We start from the raw sequence: 16,641 nt of genomic DNA, 5'->3' as shown, positions 1-16,641 counted from the left end.
GTGACCACTGCGCCCGAACCGTCGCACGAGCTGACGACCAACGGGGTGGGGCCGCACCCGGAACCCTGGCCCGACGACCCGAGGCTCGACCCGGAGCTGCTGGCAGCGGGGGACTCCCGGAACGTGCTCGACCGCTACCGGTACTGGTCGATGGACGCGATCGTCGCCGAGCTCGACACCCGCCGGCACGCGTTCGACGTGGCGATCGAGAACTGGCAGCACGACCTGAACATCGGCTCGATCGTGCGGAGCGCCAACGCGTTCCTGGCCGGCACGGTGCACATCATCGGGCGACGGCGGTGGAACAAGCGCGGGGCGATGGTCACCGACCGGTACCAGCACGTCCGGTACCACCCCGACGTCGAGGCGTTCCTCGCCGCGATGGCCGAGGAACAGCGTCCCGTCGTGGCGATCGACAACACCCCCGGTGCCGAGCGCATCGAGACCGCGACGATCCCGGAGCGCTGCGTGTTCCTGTTCGGGCAGGAGGGCCCCGGCCTCACCGAGCAGGCGGTGGCCGGAGCGGACGCGCACCTCGAGATCACCCAGTTCGGGTCGACCCGGAGCATCAACGCGTCGGCCGCTGCGGCGATCGTCATGCACAGCTGGGTCGTCCAGCACGCGGAGTTGCCTGACGCGACTTCGTGAGCAGAAATGGGCGGGTACGGGCCCTGAACCCGACCATTTCTGCTCACGAAGCGGGCGGGGCGGAGGCGGGCCGGGCCTCCCGGCCGGGGTGCCGTCAGCGCGCGGCGGTGGTGCGGCGCGCGACCAGGCGGGGTTCGACGAGGAGTTCCGTGGCGGCGATCCGCGGATCGGCGATGCGGGCCAGCAGGCGCTCGCCGGCGCCGCGGCCGATCTCGACACTGCGGTCGTCGATGCTCGTCAGGCCGACGTACCGCATCGCGGCGACGGGGGTGTCGTCGTAGCCGATGACGGAGACGTCCTCGGGGACGCGCAACCCGCGTTCGGCGAGCTCGGACAGGGCACCGAGGGCCATCACGTCGTTCGCGGCGAAGACGGCCGTGACGTCCGGGTGCTCGTCGAGCAGGATGCCCAGGGCGCGGGAACCGGCCTCTTCGGTGGGTTCGCCCGGCAGCACCGTCGTGACGACGGACGCGCCTGGCACAGCGGACTGCTCGAACCCCGCCTGGCGTTCGGCCGAGGCCGCCGAGCTCGCACCGACGAACCCGAGGCGGGTGTGGCCGAGGTCGAGCAGGTGCTGCGCCGCGATGCCGCCACCGGCGTGGTCGTCGTTCGCCACGGTGTCGGCGCGGGGGATCGCGACGCGGCCGCCCGCGATGACGAGCGGCATCGAGGCCGGGATCGCGAGGTCGGTGGTGGGCTCACCGGCGATGACGATGCCCTCGACGCGCATGGAGAGGAAGCCCTCGACCGGAGAGGCATCGAGCCCCGTGTTGAGGAACCGGTCGGCGACCACGAGCCGGTGCCCCTGGTCCTGCAGGCTCTCGCGCAGGCCGGTGAGCAGGTCCACGAACCACTGGTTGCGGAAGTCGTCGAGCACCACGCCGATGGTGCGGCTGCGGGTGCCCGCGAGGGACACGGCAGCAGTGGAGGGGCGGTAGTCGAGCTCCTGGATCGCCTTGAGCACGGCGGCCCGGCGCTGGTCGCTGACCCGGGGGGAGCGCTGCAGCACGAGGGAGACGAGGGACTTCGAGACCCCGGCGCGTGCGGCGACGTCGTAGATGGTCGCGGGCTTGCCGTCTCCCATGATGCGCTTCGACCTCCGTTGGCTCGTCCGTCGATCGTAGCGGGCGCGGGCCGGTTCGCTTCTTGAGCAGAAATGGTCGGGTGCGGGGCGGCGACCCGACCATTTCTGCTCACGATCGACGCGTGGCTGGTCCTCCACACGGGAGGCCCGGGGTGCGTTGTGCACAGAAGTCGCGTTCGGCGCACGGGTAGTGGGCGCGGGGCGCGAACGTGGTGGTCATGCGAGCGCGACCACTTCCGACACCGCTGCGCGGGCGCGCGTTCGACGTCGGTGCCGCCGACCGCGCGGGCGTCTCCCGACAACGACTCCGACGGCGTGACCTGATCCGGCCGACCCGGTCCATCCGGTGGGCACGTGACCGTCCGCCCGACCCGGCCCATCGGATCCGGGCGTTCCGGCCGGTTCTGGTTCCCGGGCAGTTCATCAGTCACGTCTCGGCTGCGGTCCTCTGGCAGCTCCCGGTCCCGGTCGCCGACGACGGCCCCGTGCACGTCACGAGTCCCGTGCCGATCGCGCAACCGCGCCGCCACGGGGTCGTCGGGCACCGCATCACACCGGACCGTGCCCGGGTGACGGAGCGGTGGGGGATGCCGACGAGCACGCCCGCGGCGCTGTGGGTGGACTGCGGTGCGATGCTCTCGGTCGACCAGCTCGTCGTGCTCGGGGACGCCATCGTCACGGAACGGCGGTGCGGGACGACGATCGAGGACCTCGCTGCCGCCGTCGCCCTGGCCGGAGCGCGATCGGGTGTCCGACGACTGCGTGTGGCGCTCGAGCTCGTGCGGGTGGGTGCCGGGTCGCCGCAGGAGACCAGAGCGCGGCTGGCGATCGTCCGCGCGGGGCTGCCCGAGCCCGAGCTGCAGGTCCACGTGCTGGACGAAGCCGGTCGGTTCGTCGGCCGGGTCGACCTGGCCTACCCGGAGCATCACATCGTCATCGAGTACGAGGGCGACCACCACCGGACCGACGCCGAGCAGTGGAGCCGTGACCTCCGCCGCTACCGTGAGATGGAACGACTCGGCTGGGCGGTCGTCCGGTGGACGAAGTCCGACCTCGACACCCCGGCGTTCGGCGCGGTCGCACAGCTGAGGTCGCTGCTCGCGCGCCGGGGGTAGCGTCCGCGGCATGGCGACGCTGCTCATCACCGGAGCCGCGGGCCGGATCGGGAGCGCCCTGCGTCCTCGACTGCGGTCCGCGGGACACGACCTCGTGCTGCTCGACGAACAGCGGCCCCACGATCCGATCGTCGCCGGGGAACGGTTCGTGCCCGGATCGGTGAACGACCCCGCGGTGCTGGACGACGCGCTCGCCGGGGTCGACACCGTGGTCCACCTGGCGGGCATCCCGACCGAGGCCGGTTGGGACGACCTGATTGCGGCGAACCTGACCGGCACGAAGAACGTGCTCGAACGGGCGGCCGCCACCGGGGTGCTCCGGGTGGTGCAGGCCAGCTCGATCCACGCGGTGGGGATGGTGCCCGAACCCCTCGACCAGCCGGGGAGCGTTCCCGGCGACCGGCTGCCCCGTCCGGACACGTACTACGGCGTGACGAAGGCCGCGATGGAACTGCTCGGCAACCTGTTCGCCGACCGGTACGAGATGTCGATCGTGTCCGCGCGGATCGGTGCGTTCGGTGCGCTGCCGCCGACGACCCGGGGGCTGCTCATGTGGACCTCGCCCGATGACCTGACACGCCTGGTGCTCGCCACCGTGGCACTCCGCGACCCCGGGCACCACGTGGTCTGGGCCCTGTCGCGGAACACCGGGTCGCCGGCTGACCTGTCCGCCGGGGAGCGCATCGGGTTCCACCCTGTCGACGACGCGTCCGCCGTGCTCGATGCGGACGCCCGTGCGGCCCTGCCGACCGACGACCTGCGCACCCTCGGCGGCGGGATGGTGCACCAGCCGCTCGGCGAACGCGCTTCGTGAGCAGAAATGGTCGGGTGACCTGACGTCACCCGACCATTTCTGCTCACGAAGCGTGCCGCGCCGCGCGCGCCCCGCTACCCGATCAGGCTCGGGCGCAGGTCGCGCAGCGTGCGGGAGCGGGTCTGCCGCGCCGTGACCACGAAGGACACCAGGAGCGCCCCGAGCAGCCAGCAGAGCAGCACGCCCGCGTCGGACCACGCGGCGCCGAGGTTCCCGCCGTACATCGTCTGCCGGATCGCGTCGACCGAGTACGTCATCGGCAGCGCGAAGTGCAGCGCCGCCAACGGCCCCGGCAGCGTCTGCCACGGGAACGTGCCTCCGGCGGTGACGAGCTGCACGAGCATGAGCACCAGGCCGAGGAACTGCCCGACCGATCCGAGCAGCACGTTGAGCGCCATGATGATCGCCGCGAAGGTCGCCGAGGCCAGCACCATGATCCCGATCGTGCCGCCGACGTGCACCACGTTGAGGTCGAGGGCGAAGCGCACGATGAAGAACAGCGCCACCATCTGCACCAGGCCGAGGAGCGCCGGGGTCAGCCAGCCGCCGAACACCACGGCGAGGGGCTTCCGCACCGCCGTGATGGCCCGCTTCGAGATCGGCTTGAGGATGAGGAACAGCGCGTACATGCCGATCCAGGCCGCGAGTGAGATGAAGAACGGTGCGAGGCCGGCTCCGTAGTTCGACGCGGCGGCGACGTTGTCGTCCCCGACCTTGACCGGGTCGGAGATGACCGAGGCCTGCGACTCACGCTCGGAGGCGTCCGACGCGGGGATCTTCGTGCGGCCCTCGTCGAGCGACGACGCGAGCTTCGACGAGCCGGTCGTGAGCTTGTCGAGCCCGGCGGCGAGCGACGATGCGCCCTCGTCCGCGGATGCTGCGCCCGACGCGAGCGAAGCAGCACCGGACGACAGGGTCGGAGCCGCCGACGCCAGCTTCGACGTGCCGTCGGCGACCTGAGAAGCACCCGACGAGAGCGTCGAGGCGCCCGTGGCCGCGTCCGCGATGCCGGAGGACAGTTCCGGAGCCTTCGCGGCGAGCTTGCCGGTGCCGGCGGCGAGCGTGTCCGAGCCGTCGGAGAGCTGCTGGATGCCGCTCGTCAGCGCCGGGGCCTGCTCGGCGAGCTGGGAGGCGCCCGCGGACACCTGCGCGCTGCCGGTCTTGAGCTTCTGCAGGTTGCCGGACAGGTCTCCGGCACCGGTACCGAGCTTGGTGCTGCCGGCCTGCAGGTTGTCGAGCCCGGCGAGCAGCCGGGTCTTCTGTTCCGCGGTGAGCACCGTGGAAGCTTGGACGACGGGCTTCAGCGACGCGACGAGTTCCGGCGACTGCGCAGAGAGCTGCTGGACGCCCGCGATGAACGGTTCGGCCTTGTCGGCGAGCTCGGCGTTCCCGGTGGCGACCTGCGACGCACCACTGGACAGGCGCGCAGAGTCGGAGGGAAGCGAAGCCGTCTGGTCACGGAGCTGGTGCAGCCCGGTCTGGAGCTGCTGCGCCCCCGCGTTCAACTGCTGCGTCTGCGACGGCAGCGCCGCCGTCTGCTGCTGCGCACTCGCCAGCCCGGACGCCAGGGTCGACGCCCCCGACGCCACCTGCTGTGCCCCGCTGTCCAGCTGCTGGGTCTGCGACGGCAGCGACGCCGTGCCGGACGCGAGCTCCGCTGCCCCGGAGGACAGCTTGCCGGTACCGTCCGCCAGCGTGTGCGCACCCCGGTCCGCCTTCTTGGTCCCGGATGCGAGTTCATCGGCCCCGTCGACGGCGTCGCCGAGGCTGTCCCGCACATCGGCGAGCCCGACGAGCAGGGTCTTCGCCGCCTGCTTGCCGACGCGCTCGGCGACGGCGGTGCGCATGGTCTTGCCCGCCTGTTCGGCGATGGTGGAGGCCAGGTACGAGTTCGTGTCGGCCGTCGTCATGACGAGCTTCGCCTGCGTCGGGTCGTCGGACTGCGCGGACACCAGGTGCTCGGAGAAGTCGTGCGGGATGGTGACGACGAAGTCGTAGGTGCCGTTCCGGACGCCGGAGCGGGCGTCGGCGGCGCTCGTCGTCGTCCACTTGAAGTCGGCGCCGTCGATGGCCTCCTTCGTGACGTCCTCGCCGTAGTCGACGTGGTCGCCGTCCAGGGTGGCGCCGGCGTCGAGGTTCACGATCGCGGCGGGGATCTGGTCGAGCTTCGCGTACGGGTCGCGGTTCGCCCACAGGTAGGCGCCGCCGTACAGCAGCGGCACGATCATCAGCGCGATGAACGCCAGGCGTGCGAGCGGGGTCGCGGTGAGCCGCGCGAGTTCTGCGCGGACGAGCGAGGTGGTGGTCACTTCTGTGCCTCCGTCGGGACGGTTGCGGATGCTTGGGTGACGGGGGGAGCGGTCGGGAGGCCCGGCTCGGTTCCGTCGGTTCGGGCCACGTCCTCGGGGTTCTCGGTCTGGGGCGTCGCGAGCGTCGCGATGTCGTGCGTGTCGATCGTGTCGAGCAGGTGCTCGACGGTCGTGGCGGCGGCCTTCGAGGTCACGAGGACCACGGTCACGCCGCGCCGTGCGACGTCGCGGACCACCTGGAACCAGTCCTCGACGGCGCCGCCGTGCCGCTCGGGCGAGGTGACCACGATGCCGGTCACACCGTCGCGGAGCAGGGCGAGCTCGACGAGCAGTCGGACGCGCACGGCCGTCGGAACCCGCTGGACGTGGGTGTCGCCGTACTCGCGCAGCCCGAGTTCGTCGAGCACGGTGTCGACGTGCTCGCGGTTCGGCCGCTGCCCGGCGAACGCGAGCTCCTCGCGCACGATCTGCTTGAGGCTCATGACCGGGAAGGGCTCGGCGACCCCCGGGGTGTCGACGAGGGCGAAGGAGCGGCGCACGGCGGCTGCGTCCTCGTGGCCGTCGAGGAGCAGGCGGCCGGTGTCGGGCTGCATGCGGCCTCCGGCGACGAGCGAGGCGAGCACGGGGGCCTGCTCGGTCTCGACGGCGATGACACCCGGGCGTCCGGGTGCGGCGACGGCGGAGACGACGGGCAGGGGTGCGCCGGGCTCCTCGCCGATGCCGACGTGGTCGAGTTCGAGCGTCATGCGTGGTCCTTCGGGGCTGGAGCGGAAGCGGGAGCAGCGGGTTCGGACAGCAGCGCGGTGCGCCAGTCGATGCCGGCCATGCCGAGCGCCGACACCACCACCATGCGCCGCCCGTCCTCGTCGCTCGTGCCGGAACGGGTGGCCTCGTCGAGGACGGCGATGCACGCGCCCTCGACCAGTCGGCCGAGGGTTCCGGGGTCGACGTCGTCCCGCATGGCACCCTCGGCGATCCCGAGCGCGCACGCCTGGCGGACCTGCGCGCGCAACGGCGCGAACACCTCGGCGACGGGTTCGGCGAACGGGCTTCGCACGGCGACCCGGGCCATCGAGCGGACGTGCGACACCTCGGTCCAGAGCGTCACCGCGATGGCGGCGAGGCGTGCGGCCGGCGGGAGCTCCTGCAGGTCCGAGGTGGTCGGCATCGCGGCGGCGATCCGGGCGGCCCCGGCGGTCACGACCTCACGCACCAGGTCGTCGCGCGAGGGGAAGTGTCCGTAGACCGCACGGCGGGAGAGTCCTGCCGAGGCGGCGATCGTCTCGATCGAGGCGTCCGGGTCCTGTTGCAGGCAGGTCTTCGCCGCGTCGAGGAGTGCTGCCCGGTTCTCCGTGGCGTCGCGGCGGGGCGCGCGGGAGGGCTGCTCGGTGGTGGTCACGCTGCCCATCGTAATAACGTGCACACAGGTGTGCAACTTAACAGGAAGCGACCCCCGGACGAGGGGTGTCCCCCGAAGTGCGGACTGTCCCGCCTGAGAACGAACGCATAGCTTCACAGGAATCTCATGCGAACCACGGACTGAGCCAGGAGTGTCCTCTTTGAACCGTGCAACACCGAACACCGACCCGAAACCCACCCCCCATCGCTTCACCCGCGTCCTGACCGCCGGCATCGCCGCCGCGGCCCTCGCGTGTGGCGGTCTCGCAGTCGGGGGCGCGGCCTCCGCAGCCCCGGCCGGGATCTCGGTGGCCGACCTCAAGCTCTCCGCCCCGCTCCGTGACGCCAAGCCGACGAAGACCGTCGCGGCGTTCGTCCGCACGACCGGCCAGGGCGCCCTCGAAGTGGACGCCAAGGCCAAGGGTGGCGACCTGACGCAGTCGCGCACCCAGTCCTCCGCCGCGAAGAACCGCGTCGAGGCGATCCAGTCCACCGTCGCTGCGGTGCGGTCGGCGGTCAAGCGTGCCGACGCCGACGCGACCGAGCTCTACTCGACCGAGTACACCGTCCCCGGCGTCGCGGTCGTCGCGGACGTGGACGCGTTCCGGCAGATCGCGGAGCGCTCCGACGTCGAGAGCATCATCCCGCTCACGCCGAAGAAGATCGTCGAGCCGACCGTCAACGAGAACGCGGACGCCGCCCCCTCGGGCGTCGACCCGAGCCTCGTCGAGCCTGGCGTCGACGGCGTCTCGCCGAAGAACTCGGCGAGTGACATCTACACGCGCTCGCTCAACGCCTGGCAGCAGACCGGGCACACCGGCAAGGACGTCAACGTCGCCGTCCTCGACACCGGTCTCGACTACACGCAGGCCGACTTCGGCGGCCCCGGCACCACCGAGGCGTACCAGCAGGCCCTGGCGGACGCGAGCGGTGGCGCTCCGGATCCCAGCCTGTACGACGCGTCGAAGTTCCTCGGCGGGTACGACTTCGCCGGTGCGACCTACAACGCCGACCCGACGGACCCGAACACCTACGACCCGGTGCCGGCTCCCGACGACAACCCGATCGACGGCAAGGGCGGCGACCACGGCACGCACGTGTCCGGCTCGATCGCCGGCTACGGCCTGACCGCCGACAAGCAGCAGTTCGACGGCGACTACACCAAGCTCACCACGCAGCAGGTGCAGGACATGTGGATCGGTCCGGGCACCGCGCCCGAAGCCGGCCTGTACGCCCTGAAGGTCTTCGGTGACAACGGCGGCTCGACCGACGTCACCGGTGCCGCGCTCGACTGGGTCGGCCAGGCGCTCACCGAGGGCAAGGACATCAACGTCCTGAACCTGTCGCTCGGCTCCGACTACGGCGCGCCGGACGACCCCGACAACGCCAAGATCGACGCACTGACCGCTCGCGGCGTGCTCCCCGTGATCGCCTCGGGCAACGCCGACGACTTCACCGACATCGGTGGATCGCCGGGCAACGCCGAGGGTGCGCTCACGGTCGCCGCGAGCGCCACCGGCCAGTCGCTGTACGACGGTGTCGAGGTCACGGCCCCGGCCGACGTCGCGAAGACCTACCGCTCGCAGTACTCGCAGAACTTCCAGGGCACGCTGCCGGTCGAGGGTGACGTCGTCGTCCCGACCGCGAACATCGACGGCTGTGCGGCGTTCAGCGCCGCCGACGCCGCGAAGATCGCGGGCAAGGTCGTCTGGCTGAAGTGGACGGACGCCGCGCTCGAGTGCGGTTCCGGCGTGCGCTTCAACAACGTCGAGGCCGCCGGCGGCGTCGGCGTGCTCCTCGCGGGGACGCTCGACACCTTCGAATCGGGCGTCGGTGGCAACGCGACCATCCCGGGTGCCGAGCTGACCGCGAAGAGCGTGGCGAGCCTCCAGGCCACCGCCACGGCGGGGACGCTGCACGTGCGCTTCGCGGACGAGCTCACGGGCTTCGAGGTCGCCACCGAGGCGGACGCCGTGAACACGCTCGCGTCGTTCACCAGCCGTGGCGTGCACGGGTCGTTCGACGACATCGTCAAGCCGGACATCGCCGGCCCCGGGGTCAACGTGATCTCCGCGGCCAACGGCACCGGTGACGGTCGCATGTCGATGAGCGGCACCTCGATGGCCACGCCGGACGTCGCGGGCATCGCAGCGCTGACGTTCCAGTCGCACCCGACGTGGTCCGCCCCGCAGGTCAAGGCGGCGCTGATGAACACGGCGACCCACGACGTGAAGGACGGCGACCGTTCGGCGACCCTGCTCCGCCAGGGCACCGGTCGTGTGGACGCGCTGCAGGCGGTCACCGCCGGCACCACGGTCCGCAGCGCCGACAACGACCAGCTCGTCACCGCGTCGTTCGGTGTCGTCGAGGTCGCCGGCGCGACGAGCGAGACCCGGACCCTGCGGATCGACAACACCGACAGCACGGCGCACACGTACGACGTGTCGTACCAGCCGCAGGTGACGCAGCCGGGCGTGACGTTCGCGCTCAGCTCGAAGCAGGTCACGGTGCCCGCCAACGGCACCGCGTCGGTCACGCTGACCTTCTCGGTCGCCGACCCGACGCAGCTCCGCCGGGTCATCGACCCCACGCAGGAAGCCGTCCAGCAGGGCTACCAGCGCGAGTTCGTGGCAGCAGCCTCCGGCATCGTGGCGTTCGCGCCGACCGACAGCACGCTCAACCCGATGCGTCTCGGTGTCTACGTGGCACCGAAGCCCGTCAGCGCGGTGCGTGCCCGGACCACGGTCTCGTTCACGGGACCGGGCAAGTCGGCCGAGCTCACGCTCAAGGGCCGCACGCTCGACCAGGGCGGACTGACGACCGGCTACCACGCCGCCGTCGCTCCGTTCGTGCTCGGCGGCACCGACCCGGCCGAGGCGTTCCCCGAGGGTTCGGCGACGCGCTCGCTGCAGGCGGCCGACGTCCGTTCCTACGGTGCGTCGTACGACAAGGCCTCGGGCACCCTCGCGTTCGGCGTGCAGACCGCTGGTCCGGACACCAACCCCGGTGCCGTGACCAACGTCGAGGTCCTCATCGACACGGACCGTGACGGCGAGCCCGACTACCTGGTGTACGACGCGAAGTCAGCGACCGTGGACGCCACGCTCGCCACGACGGTCAACCTGGCGACGGGCAAGACGGTCGACGCGCAGCCGCTCAACGGCGGTGCGCCCGGACAGGACGTGAACACGTTCGACAGCTCCGTGAAGGTGCTGACCGTCGCTGCGAAGGCGATCGGTTCGTCGAAGAAGTTCGACTACACCGTGCTGACGGAGTCGGCCTACGCCCCGGGTGCCGCCACCAGCGGTTCCTCGGTCGTGGACGAGACGAAGGCGGCCACGTTCGACCCGTCGAAGCCGAAGCTGTCGTTCTCGCAGGACGGTGCGACCGGCGTGCTGTTCGCCGACGCCGACTCCCTCACGGTCACCCGTGCGTCGGGTGTCACCAAGGCGACGGTGCTGCTGCTCCACCTCGACAACGCGGCGGGCAAGCAGGCCGACACGTCGACGATCACCGTGATCCCGCCGACGCTGGCGCTGGCCGAGGGCAGCAAGGTGACCGTGAGCGGGACGGCGAAGGTCGGCTCGACCCTCGCCGCGAAGCACGGCGCCTGGAGCACGACGAAGGCGACGTACAAGTACCAGTGGCTGCGTGACGGCAAGGCCGTCGGGTCCGCCACGGGCACGAAGTACAAGCTCGGCTCGTCCGACGTCGGGCACCGCATCAGCGTGCGGGTGACGGCCCACGCCTCCGGGTACGAGGACGGCACCGCCAAGTCCGGGGCGACCGCGAAGGTCACGCGCCGCTAGCCAGGCGCTCGGCGCGGTTCGCGCGTCACATGGTGAGCAGAAGAGGTCGGGTCCCGAGTGGGGATCCGACCTCTTCTGCTCGCGAAGCGCATGCGACGTGCACCCCACGCACCACGAGAACGCGCGTTCGGGACAGGTAGTTAGACAAACTAGTGAAGCGGTGCCAGTGTTGCTCACATGCAGAACACGCTGAACCAGCTCCGGTCCAACCCGGTCGAATGGCGCCGTCGTGGACTCACCCCGCCGGACGTCATCCAGGCCATGATCGAGCAGCGCCTGGCCGAGCCGGGGCACTCCCAGCCCGTCGGTGACCCGTCGTACCAGGACTTCTTCCGCAGCTGACGCGGGGCCGGTCGGGCGGTTCGTGACGTTCCGACCGACGGACAGGAGGCGCGGTGCCAGCTGGCACCGCGCCTCCTGTCCGTCGGTCCGTGACGTCTCGGACGTCACTTGCCGATCTTGCCGTCCGCCGCGTTCTGCGCCTTGTCGACCTGGTCGCCGTGCCCGCCGCCGGTCGCCTTGTCCGCGGCGTCGCCCGCCTTGTCGAGGCCGGCGTCCGTGGCCTTCTCGCCCTTGTCGCTGTCGGCGAAGTCCTTCGCCTTGTCTCCGAGGCCGCTCATGTCGTGCTCCTTCGTGTCGTGGATCTGGACGCGTCCGACCGTGCTCCGACCGATCCGGACGGGCACCCAGGTGCGCAGGTTGTGGACAGATGACCGACCGTCCACCGCTGTCGTGCCGGGTGACGCGGAGGTGACCAGCCGATAGACTCGGGTGGACCACCGGCCCGGACGGCCGTGTGCGGTCCTCCGCCAACGTGAGGAGAACCAGATGCCCGCAGCAGTCATCATCGGCGCCCAGTGGGGCGACGAGGGCAAGGGGAAGGCCACCGACCTCCTCGGCTCCCGCATCGACTACGTCGTGAAGTTCAACGGCGGCAACAACGCCGGACACACCGTCGTCGTCGGCGGCGAGAAGTACGCCCTGCACCTGCTGCCCTCCGGCATCCTGACGCCCGGCGTGACCCCGATCATCGGCAACGGCGTCGTCGTCGACCTCGAGGTGCTGTTCCAGGAGCTCGACGCCCTGCGCGCCCGCGGTGTGGACGTCTCGAAGCTCCTCGTGTCGGCGAACGCCCACGTCATCACGCACTACCACCGCACCGTCGACAAGGTGACCGAGCGGTTCCTCGGCAAGCGCCAGATCGGCACCACCGGTCGCGGCATCGGGCCGACCTACGCCGACAAGATCAACCGCGTCGGCATCCGCATCCAGGACATCTTCGACGAGAACATCCTGCGCCAGAAGGTCGAGGCCGCGCTCGACCAGAAGAACCACCTGCTGGTCAAGGTCTTCAACCGCCGTGCGATCGACCCGGAAGAAGTGGTCGAGTCGCTCCTCTCCTTCGCCGAGCGCCTGCGCCCGATGGTCGCCGACACCGCCCTCGAGATCCACCGCGCCCTGGAGCGCGGCGAGACCGTCCTGTTCGAAGCCGGTCAGGCCACCATGCTCGACGTCGACCACGGCACCTACCCGTTCGTCACCTCGTCGTCCGCGACCGCCGGTGGCGCCGCGACCGGTTCCGGCATCGGCCCGGGCAAGCTCGAGCGGATCATCGGCATCGTCAAGGCGTACACGACCCGCGTCGGCGCCGGTCCGTTCCCGACCGAGCTGTTCGACGAATCGGGCGAGTTCCTGCGCGCCAACGGCTTCGAGTTCGGCACCACCACGGGTCGCCCCCGTCGCTGTGGTTGGTACGACGCCCCGATCGCCCGCTACACCGCGCGGATCAACGGCGTGACCGACTTCGTGCTCACCAAGCTCGACGTGCTGACCGGACTCGAGACGATCCCGGTGTGCGTCGCGTACGAGGTCGACGGCGTCCGCGTCGACGAGGTCCCGGTCAACCAGTCCGACTTCCACCACGCGAAGCCCGTGTACCAGGAGTTCCCCGGCTGGACCGAGGACATCACCGGCGCCCGCACCTTCGACGACCTGCCGAAGAACGCGCAGGACTACGTCCTCGCGATCGAGGCGATGTCCGGTGCCCGGATCTCGGCGATCGGCGTCGGCCCCGGCCGTGACGCCATCGTCGTGCGGCACGACCTGCTCGGTGCCGACGAACGTGCCGACGAGCGCACCGGCCAGCGAGCCGGCGCACACACCGACGCAGCGTGACGATGCGGATCCTGTTCGTCTGCAGCGGCAACATCTGCCGGTCCCCGCTCGGCGCGCAGGTCCTGACGGCGCGGCTCGGCCCGGACGCCCCGGCGTTCGTCGTCGAGTCGGCCGGCACCATCGCCGACGACGGCGCCCCGATGGACGCCGCCGCGGCCGAACAGTCCGTACGGCTCGGGGGCGACCCGACGACGCACCGGTCGCGGTACCTGACGGCGGACATCGTCGAGCGTGCCGACCTGGTGCTGACCGCCGAGCGATCGCACCGTGCAGCCGCCGTCTCCCTGGCGCCCCGGGCGTCCAAGCGGACGTTCACGATCAAGCAGTTCGCGCGGGTGCTCGCCGGCCTCGAGCCCGGTGACCTGGCCGACGTCACGTCGCCGCAGGAGCTCGTGGAGCGCGTCGCTCGGCTGCGCGGCACCGTCCCGCCGCCCGCCGACCCGGCCGACGACGACGTGGACGACCCGTACCGCCGCTCGACGGCGACCCACCAGCGCGTCGCCGACGAACTCGACGTGGCCCTGACGGGCATCGCGGACGCCTTGCGCGCCGTGGTCTGATCCCTCGACGGTCAGGAGGCCCGGTGCCAGCTGGCACCGGGCCTCCCGTCCGTCCTCGTCCTAGCGACCGGTGCCGGCGTCCGTTCCGGGGCCGGTCACGCGAGGCAGGCCGGCGAAGCGGCGCCGCAGCAGCACCGCTGCGCCGGTCACGAGCAGCAGCAGCGCGGTGACGCCGAGGAGTCCGAGGCCGTGTGCGCCGGTGTAGGCGAGTTCGCCGTCGGCGACCGGACGGTCGTCCGCGCCACCGTCCTCACCTGGGACGACCACGGGGACCGCCGGAGCGACGGCGTCGCCGTCTCCCGCGCCGCCGTCACCGGCACCGGGCGTGCCGTCACCAGGGGTACCGGGCGTGGGAGCGTCCGGTTCCTCCGGCTCGGCCGCGGCGGGCACCGCGACCGCGAACGCGACGGGCGTCCCGCTGCGTGTGCCGATCGACTGGACGGCCTCGGCCGCGCCGGTCTCGACCGCGCGGGCGGCGGCGACCCGTCGGGTGTCGTCGCCGGTCAGCTCGACCGTCCAGCTGCCGTCGGAGGCGACCTCGGTGCGGCCGTCGACCGCGCCGGAGAGCGTGACGGTGGCACCGGGGTGTCCGTCACCGGAGATCGCGGTCGGGACGACCTCGGTGCCCGGCTCGTCGACGGTGAGCGCGTCGAGGTCGGCGCGGGCCGTCAGCCAGGACTCGGCGCCGATCGGGTGGTCGACCACGCGGGTCTCACCGATGCAGCCGTTCCAGCCGTTCGTGGCGGCGTCGTCGACCCAGTCGCTGCCGAACAGCCACGGCATGCCGTCCTGCACGGTCTGCCCGCCGGTGTCGGTGGCGTTGCGGAGGACCGGAGCACCGTCGATGTACATCGTCGTGGTGCGGGCGTCGGCGTCGTTCACGAGGGCGACGTGCAGCCAGCGGCCGGGGATGATCTCACCGGACCACGCGGTGCGGTCACCCTTCGCGGCGTCCGCGGTGATCTCGGTCCACTGGAACTCCTTGAGGTTCGAGATCCCGAGGGCGACCGGCGACGCGGTCCAGTCCCAGCGGGTCTGCGGGACACCGATCTGCGAGCGGTTGCCGCTCCGGACGATGGCCTTCGACCACGAGTTCGCGCCGTCGGTCCAGGACGGGTCGACCTCGAGGAACGTCTCGATCGTGTAGCCGTCCGGGAACGTCGCACGGTCGACGGTGGTGTCACCGGGCGAGGTCAGTGCGCTGAAGCGCTTCGCGGCCTTGTCAGCGTTCGCGAAGCAGAGCCCGGCGCCGTCGGACGACAGCGGGTGAGCCTCGTCGACGATCGTCACGTCGGCGTCCTGCGCGGTCGGGGAGCCCGACTCGGCGTGGGTCATGCGCGTGAGGTCGGCGTCGCCGACGACGTCGTCCACGGTGGCACCGGGGGCGAGGGTGCCGGGCTCCTGTGCACCGGGGCGCCACCACGCCAGGGTGCCGTCGACCTCGGTGTGGTCGGCGCGGCCACCGGGCAGCTCGGTGGTGACGGGCGGAGCGCCCTCGAACCCGTCGAGCAGCATCTGGCGGGCGCGGTCGATGAGCGGCTGCTCGTCGGCGGAACCGGCACGGAAGTCCGGTGCGAACCCGGAGAAGCGCGTACGGAAGTCGACCGGCACCGTGTAGCGCTGGTTGGCGGCGTCGAGCAGCGGCTGGTCGTAGGAGGTCAGGGTCTCGGACGGCTTCCACGTCACCCACGGCGACGCGGTCTGCATCGCGAGGGTGCCGTTCGTCAGGTCGAACTCCATCAGGCCGAGGTAGCCGTTGCCGCCCTCGTAGTCCATCTGGTGGTCGATGAGGACCTGGGTGACCGCGTGGCCCGCGGTGTTCGTGCGGCTCTTCCACGTGGACCCGTGGAAGTGCCCGTTGAGCGTCAGGAACACCTGGTCGTTCGGGGCGATGACGTTCTTCCACAGGCGTTCGCCGTAGGCCGTGTCGACCGCGGTGAGGCCGTCGGTGGCGATGTTGATGACCTCGTGCGAGGTGAGGATCGTCGGCAGGGTGGGGTGGGCCGCGATGACCTGGTTCGCCCAGGCGAGGGTCTCGTCCGAGGCCCGCCACGGCAGCGCGAGCGAGAGGAACCGCTGCCCTTCGGCCTCGAACACGTGGAACTGGCTCAGCCCGGTGCGGTCGGTGCCGGACTCGACGGTCGGCTGGCCGGTGGCGCGGGACGCCGGGAAGGTGCGCAGGTACGGCTCGGCGGCCAGGTCGTACGAGGTGTCGAACACGGTGTCCGCGGAGTTCCGGACGTCGTGGTTGCCCGTCGTGATGCTGTACGGCAGGTCGGCGTCGTCGAGCACCGACATCGCCCGGTCCGCTGCCTGCCACTCGCCGGCCTGTCCGACCTGGTCGACGACGTCGCCGACGTGCGTGGTGAAGGGGATGTGCAGCTCGTCGGCGTGCTCGGCGAGCCACTGCGTCTGCACGTGGAACGGGTCGTCGCCGTAGCGGGGGACGAACTGTGAGGCCGAGTAGCGCGAGTAGAACTGCGTGTCCGGCAGCACCGCGAGGGTGAAGCGGGAGGCGAGGTCGGCGGCGGGGGCGGCGGCCGCGGCGGCCGGTGCCGGAACGGCGGCGAGGAGGGGGACACCGACGGCGGCGGCGAGGGCGAGGGCGGTGGCGGCCACTGCGGGGGATCTGCGGCGGGAGCGGGGTGGGGTCACGCGACGATGCTGGTGGCGACGTCTGTCCCACTGGTTTCCTGAGTGTGACCACAGCGTGAGCGGCAGGCGGCGAC

At 71.5% G+C, this 16,641-nt stretch carries 13 protein-coding genes; 7 read left to right on the top strand and 6 right to left on the bottom strand.

The window, feature by feature from the left end:
• Window positions 1–648, top strand: coding sequence for a TrmH family RNA methyltransferase (locus tag KK097_RS04855; protein ID WP_214528855.1), 648 nt, complete (start codon window positions 1–3; stop codon window positions 646–648).
• A 94-nt stretch (window positions 649–742) separates the two neighbouring features.
• Here KK097_RS04855 and KK097_RS04850 read toward each other — a convergent pair whose 3' ends face one another.
• A complete protein-coding gene (locus KK097_RS04850) occupies window positions 743–1,732 on the bottom strand; it encodes a LacI family DNA-binding transcriptional regulator (RefSeq protein WP_214528856.1) in 990 nt (329 codons plus the stop codon).
• Window positions 1,733–2,217: 485 nt separating this feature from the next.
• On the opposite strand from KK097_RS04850, the gene KK097_RS04845 reads away from it, so the two are divergent.
• Both KK097_RS04845 and KK097_RS04840 read left to right on the top strand, forming a co-directional pair.
• Complete coding sequence (locus KK097_RS04845) at window positions 2,218–2,847, top strand: endonuclease domain-containing protein (RefSeq protein WP_214543885.1); 630 nt, start codon at window positions 2,218–2,220, stop codon at window positions 2,845–2,847.
• A 10-nt stretch (window positions 2,848–2,857) separates the two neighbouring features.
• Window positions 2,858–3,661 (top strand): NAD-dependent epimerase/dehydratase family protein, encoded by an 804-nt coding sequence (locus KK097_RS04840; RefSeq protein ID WP_214543884.1) that lies wholly within the window; start codon window positions 2,858–2,860, stop codon window positions 3,659–3,661.
• A 74-nt stretch (window positions 3,662–3,735) separates the two neighbouring features.
• On the opposite strand, the gene KK097_RS18590 is transcribed toward KK097_RS04840, so the two are convergent.
• Genes KK097_RS18590 through KK097_RS04825 form a run of 3 tightly spaced genes read right to left on the bottom strand, consistent with a single transcriptional unit; the run spans window position 3,736 to window position 7,378 of the window.
• Window positions 3,736–5,970 carry a YhgE/Pip family protein gene (locus tag KK097_RS18590; protein ID WP_214543883.1) on the bottom strand — a complete coding sequence of 745 codons (2,235 nt, stop codon included), beginning with the start codon at window positions 5,968–5,970 and terminating at the stop codon, window positions 3,736–3,738.
• Window positions 5,967–6,716 (bottom strand): hypothetical protein, encoded by a 750-nt coding sequence (locus KK097_RS04830; protein ID WP_214543882.1) that lies wholly within the window; start codon window positions 6,714–6,716, stop codon window positions 5,967–5,969. The genes KK097_RS18590 and KK097_RS04830 overlap by 4 nt, the downstream gene beginning before the upstream one ends.
• The gene (locus KK097_RS04825; RefSeq protein ID WP_250892799.1) at window positions 6,713–7,378 is read right to left on the bottom strand and encodes a TetR/AcrR family transcriptional regulator; all 666 of its coding nucleotides are present in this window, start codon (window positions 7,376–7,378) and stop codon (window positions 6,713–6,715) included. The genes KK097_RS04830 and KK097_RS04825 overlap by 4 nt, the downstream gene beginning before the upstream one ends.
• Before the next feature lie 151 nt (window positions 7,379–7,529).
• On the opposite strand from KK097_RS04825, the gene KK097_RS04820 reads away from it, so the two are divergent.
• Complete coding sequence (locus tag KK097_RS04820; RefSeq protein ID WP_214543881.1) at window positions 7,530–11,177, top strand: S8 family serine peptidase; 3,648 nt, start codon at window positions 7,530–7,532, stop codon at window positions 11,175–11,177.
• A gap of 177 nt (window positions 11,178–11,354) precedes the next feature.
• Complete coding sequence (locus tag KK097_RS04815) at window positions 11,355–11,519, top strand: hypothetical protein (protein ID WP_155896763.1); 165 nt, start codon at window positions 11,355–11,357, stop codon at window positions 11,517–11,519.
• Between the two features lie 104 nt (window positions 11,520–11,623).
• On the opposite strand, the gene KK097_RS04810 is transcribed toward KK097_RS04815, so the two are convergent.
• Window positions 11,624–11,797, bottom strand: coding sequence for an antitoxin (locus tag KK097_RS04810; protein ID WP_214528863.1), 174 nt, complete (start codon window positions 11,795–11,797; stop codon window positions 11,624–11,626).
• A gap of 208 nt (window positions 11,798–12,005) precedes the next feature.
• On the opposite strand from KK097_RS04810, the gene KK097_RS04805 reads away from it, so the two are divergent.
• The gene (locus tag KK097_RS04805; RefSeq protein WP_214528864.1) at window positions 12,006–13,352 is read left to right on the top strand and encodes an adenylosuccinate synthase; all 1,347 of its coding nucleotides are present in this window, start codon (window positions 12,006–12,008) and stop codon (window positions 13,350–13,352) included.
• A gap of 2 nt (window positions 13,353–13,354) precedes the next feature.
• On the top strand, window positions 13,355–13,912 hold the full coding sequence (locus KK097_RS04800; RefSeq protein WP_250892817.1) for an arsenate reductase/protein-tyrosine-phosphatase family protein: 558 nt from the start codon (window positions 13,355–13,357) through the stop codon (window positions 13,910–13,912).
• A 60-nt stretch (window positions 13,913–13,972) separates the two neighbouring features.
• Here the strand turns inward: KK097_RS04800 and KK097_RS18585 are convergent, their stop codons facing one another.
• Window positions 13,973–16,567, bottom strand: coding sequence for a LamG-like jellyroll fold domain-containing protein (locus KK097_RS18585; protein ID WP_214543880.1), 2,595 nt, complete (start codon window positions 16,565–16,567; stop codon window positions 13,973–13,975).
• Window positions 16,568–16,641 lie beyond the last annotated feature (74 nt).

Source organism: Curtobacterium flaccumfaciens, from assembly GCF_018598405.1.
In the GTDB taxonomy this organism is placed as follows: domain Bacteria; phylum Actinomycetota; class Actinomycetes; order Actinomycetales; family Microbacteriaceae; genus Curtobacterium; species Curtobacterium aurantiacum.
The sequence above is the reverse complement of the archived record's forward strand: the minus strand, read 5'-3'. Positions and strand labels throughout refer to the sequence as shown.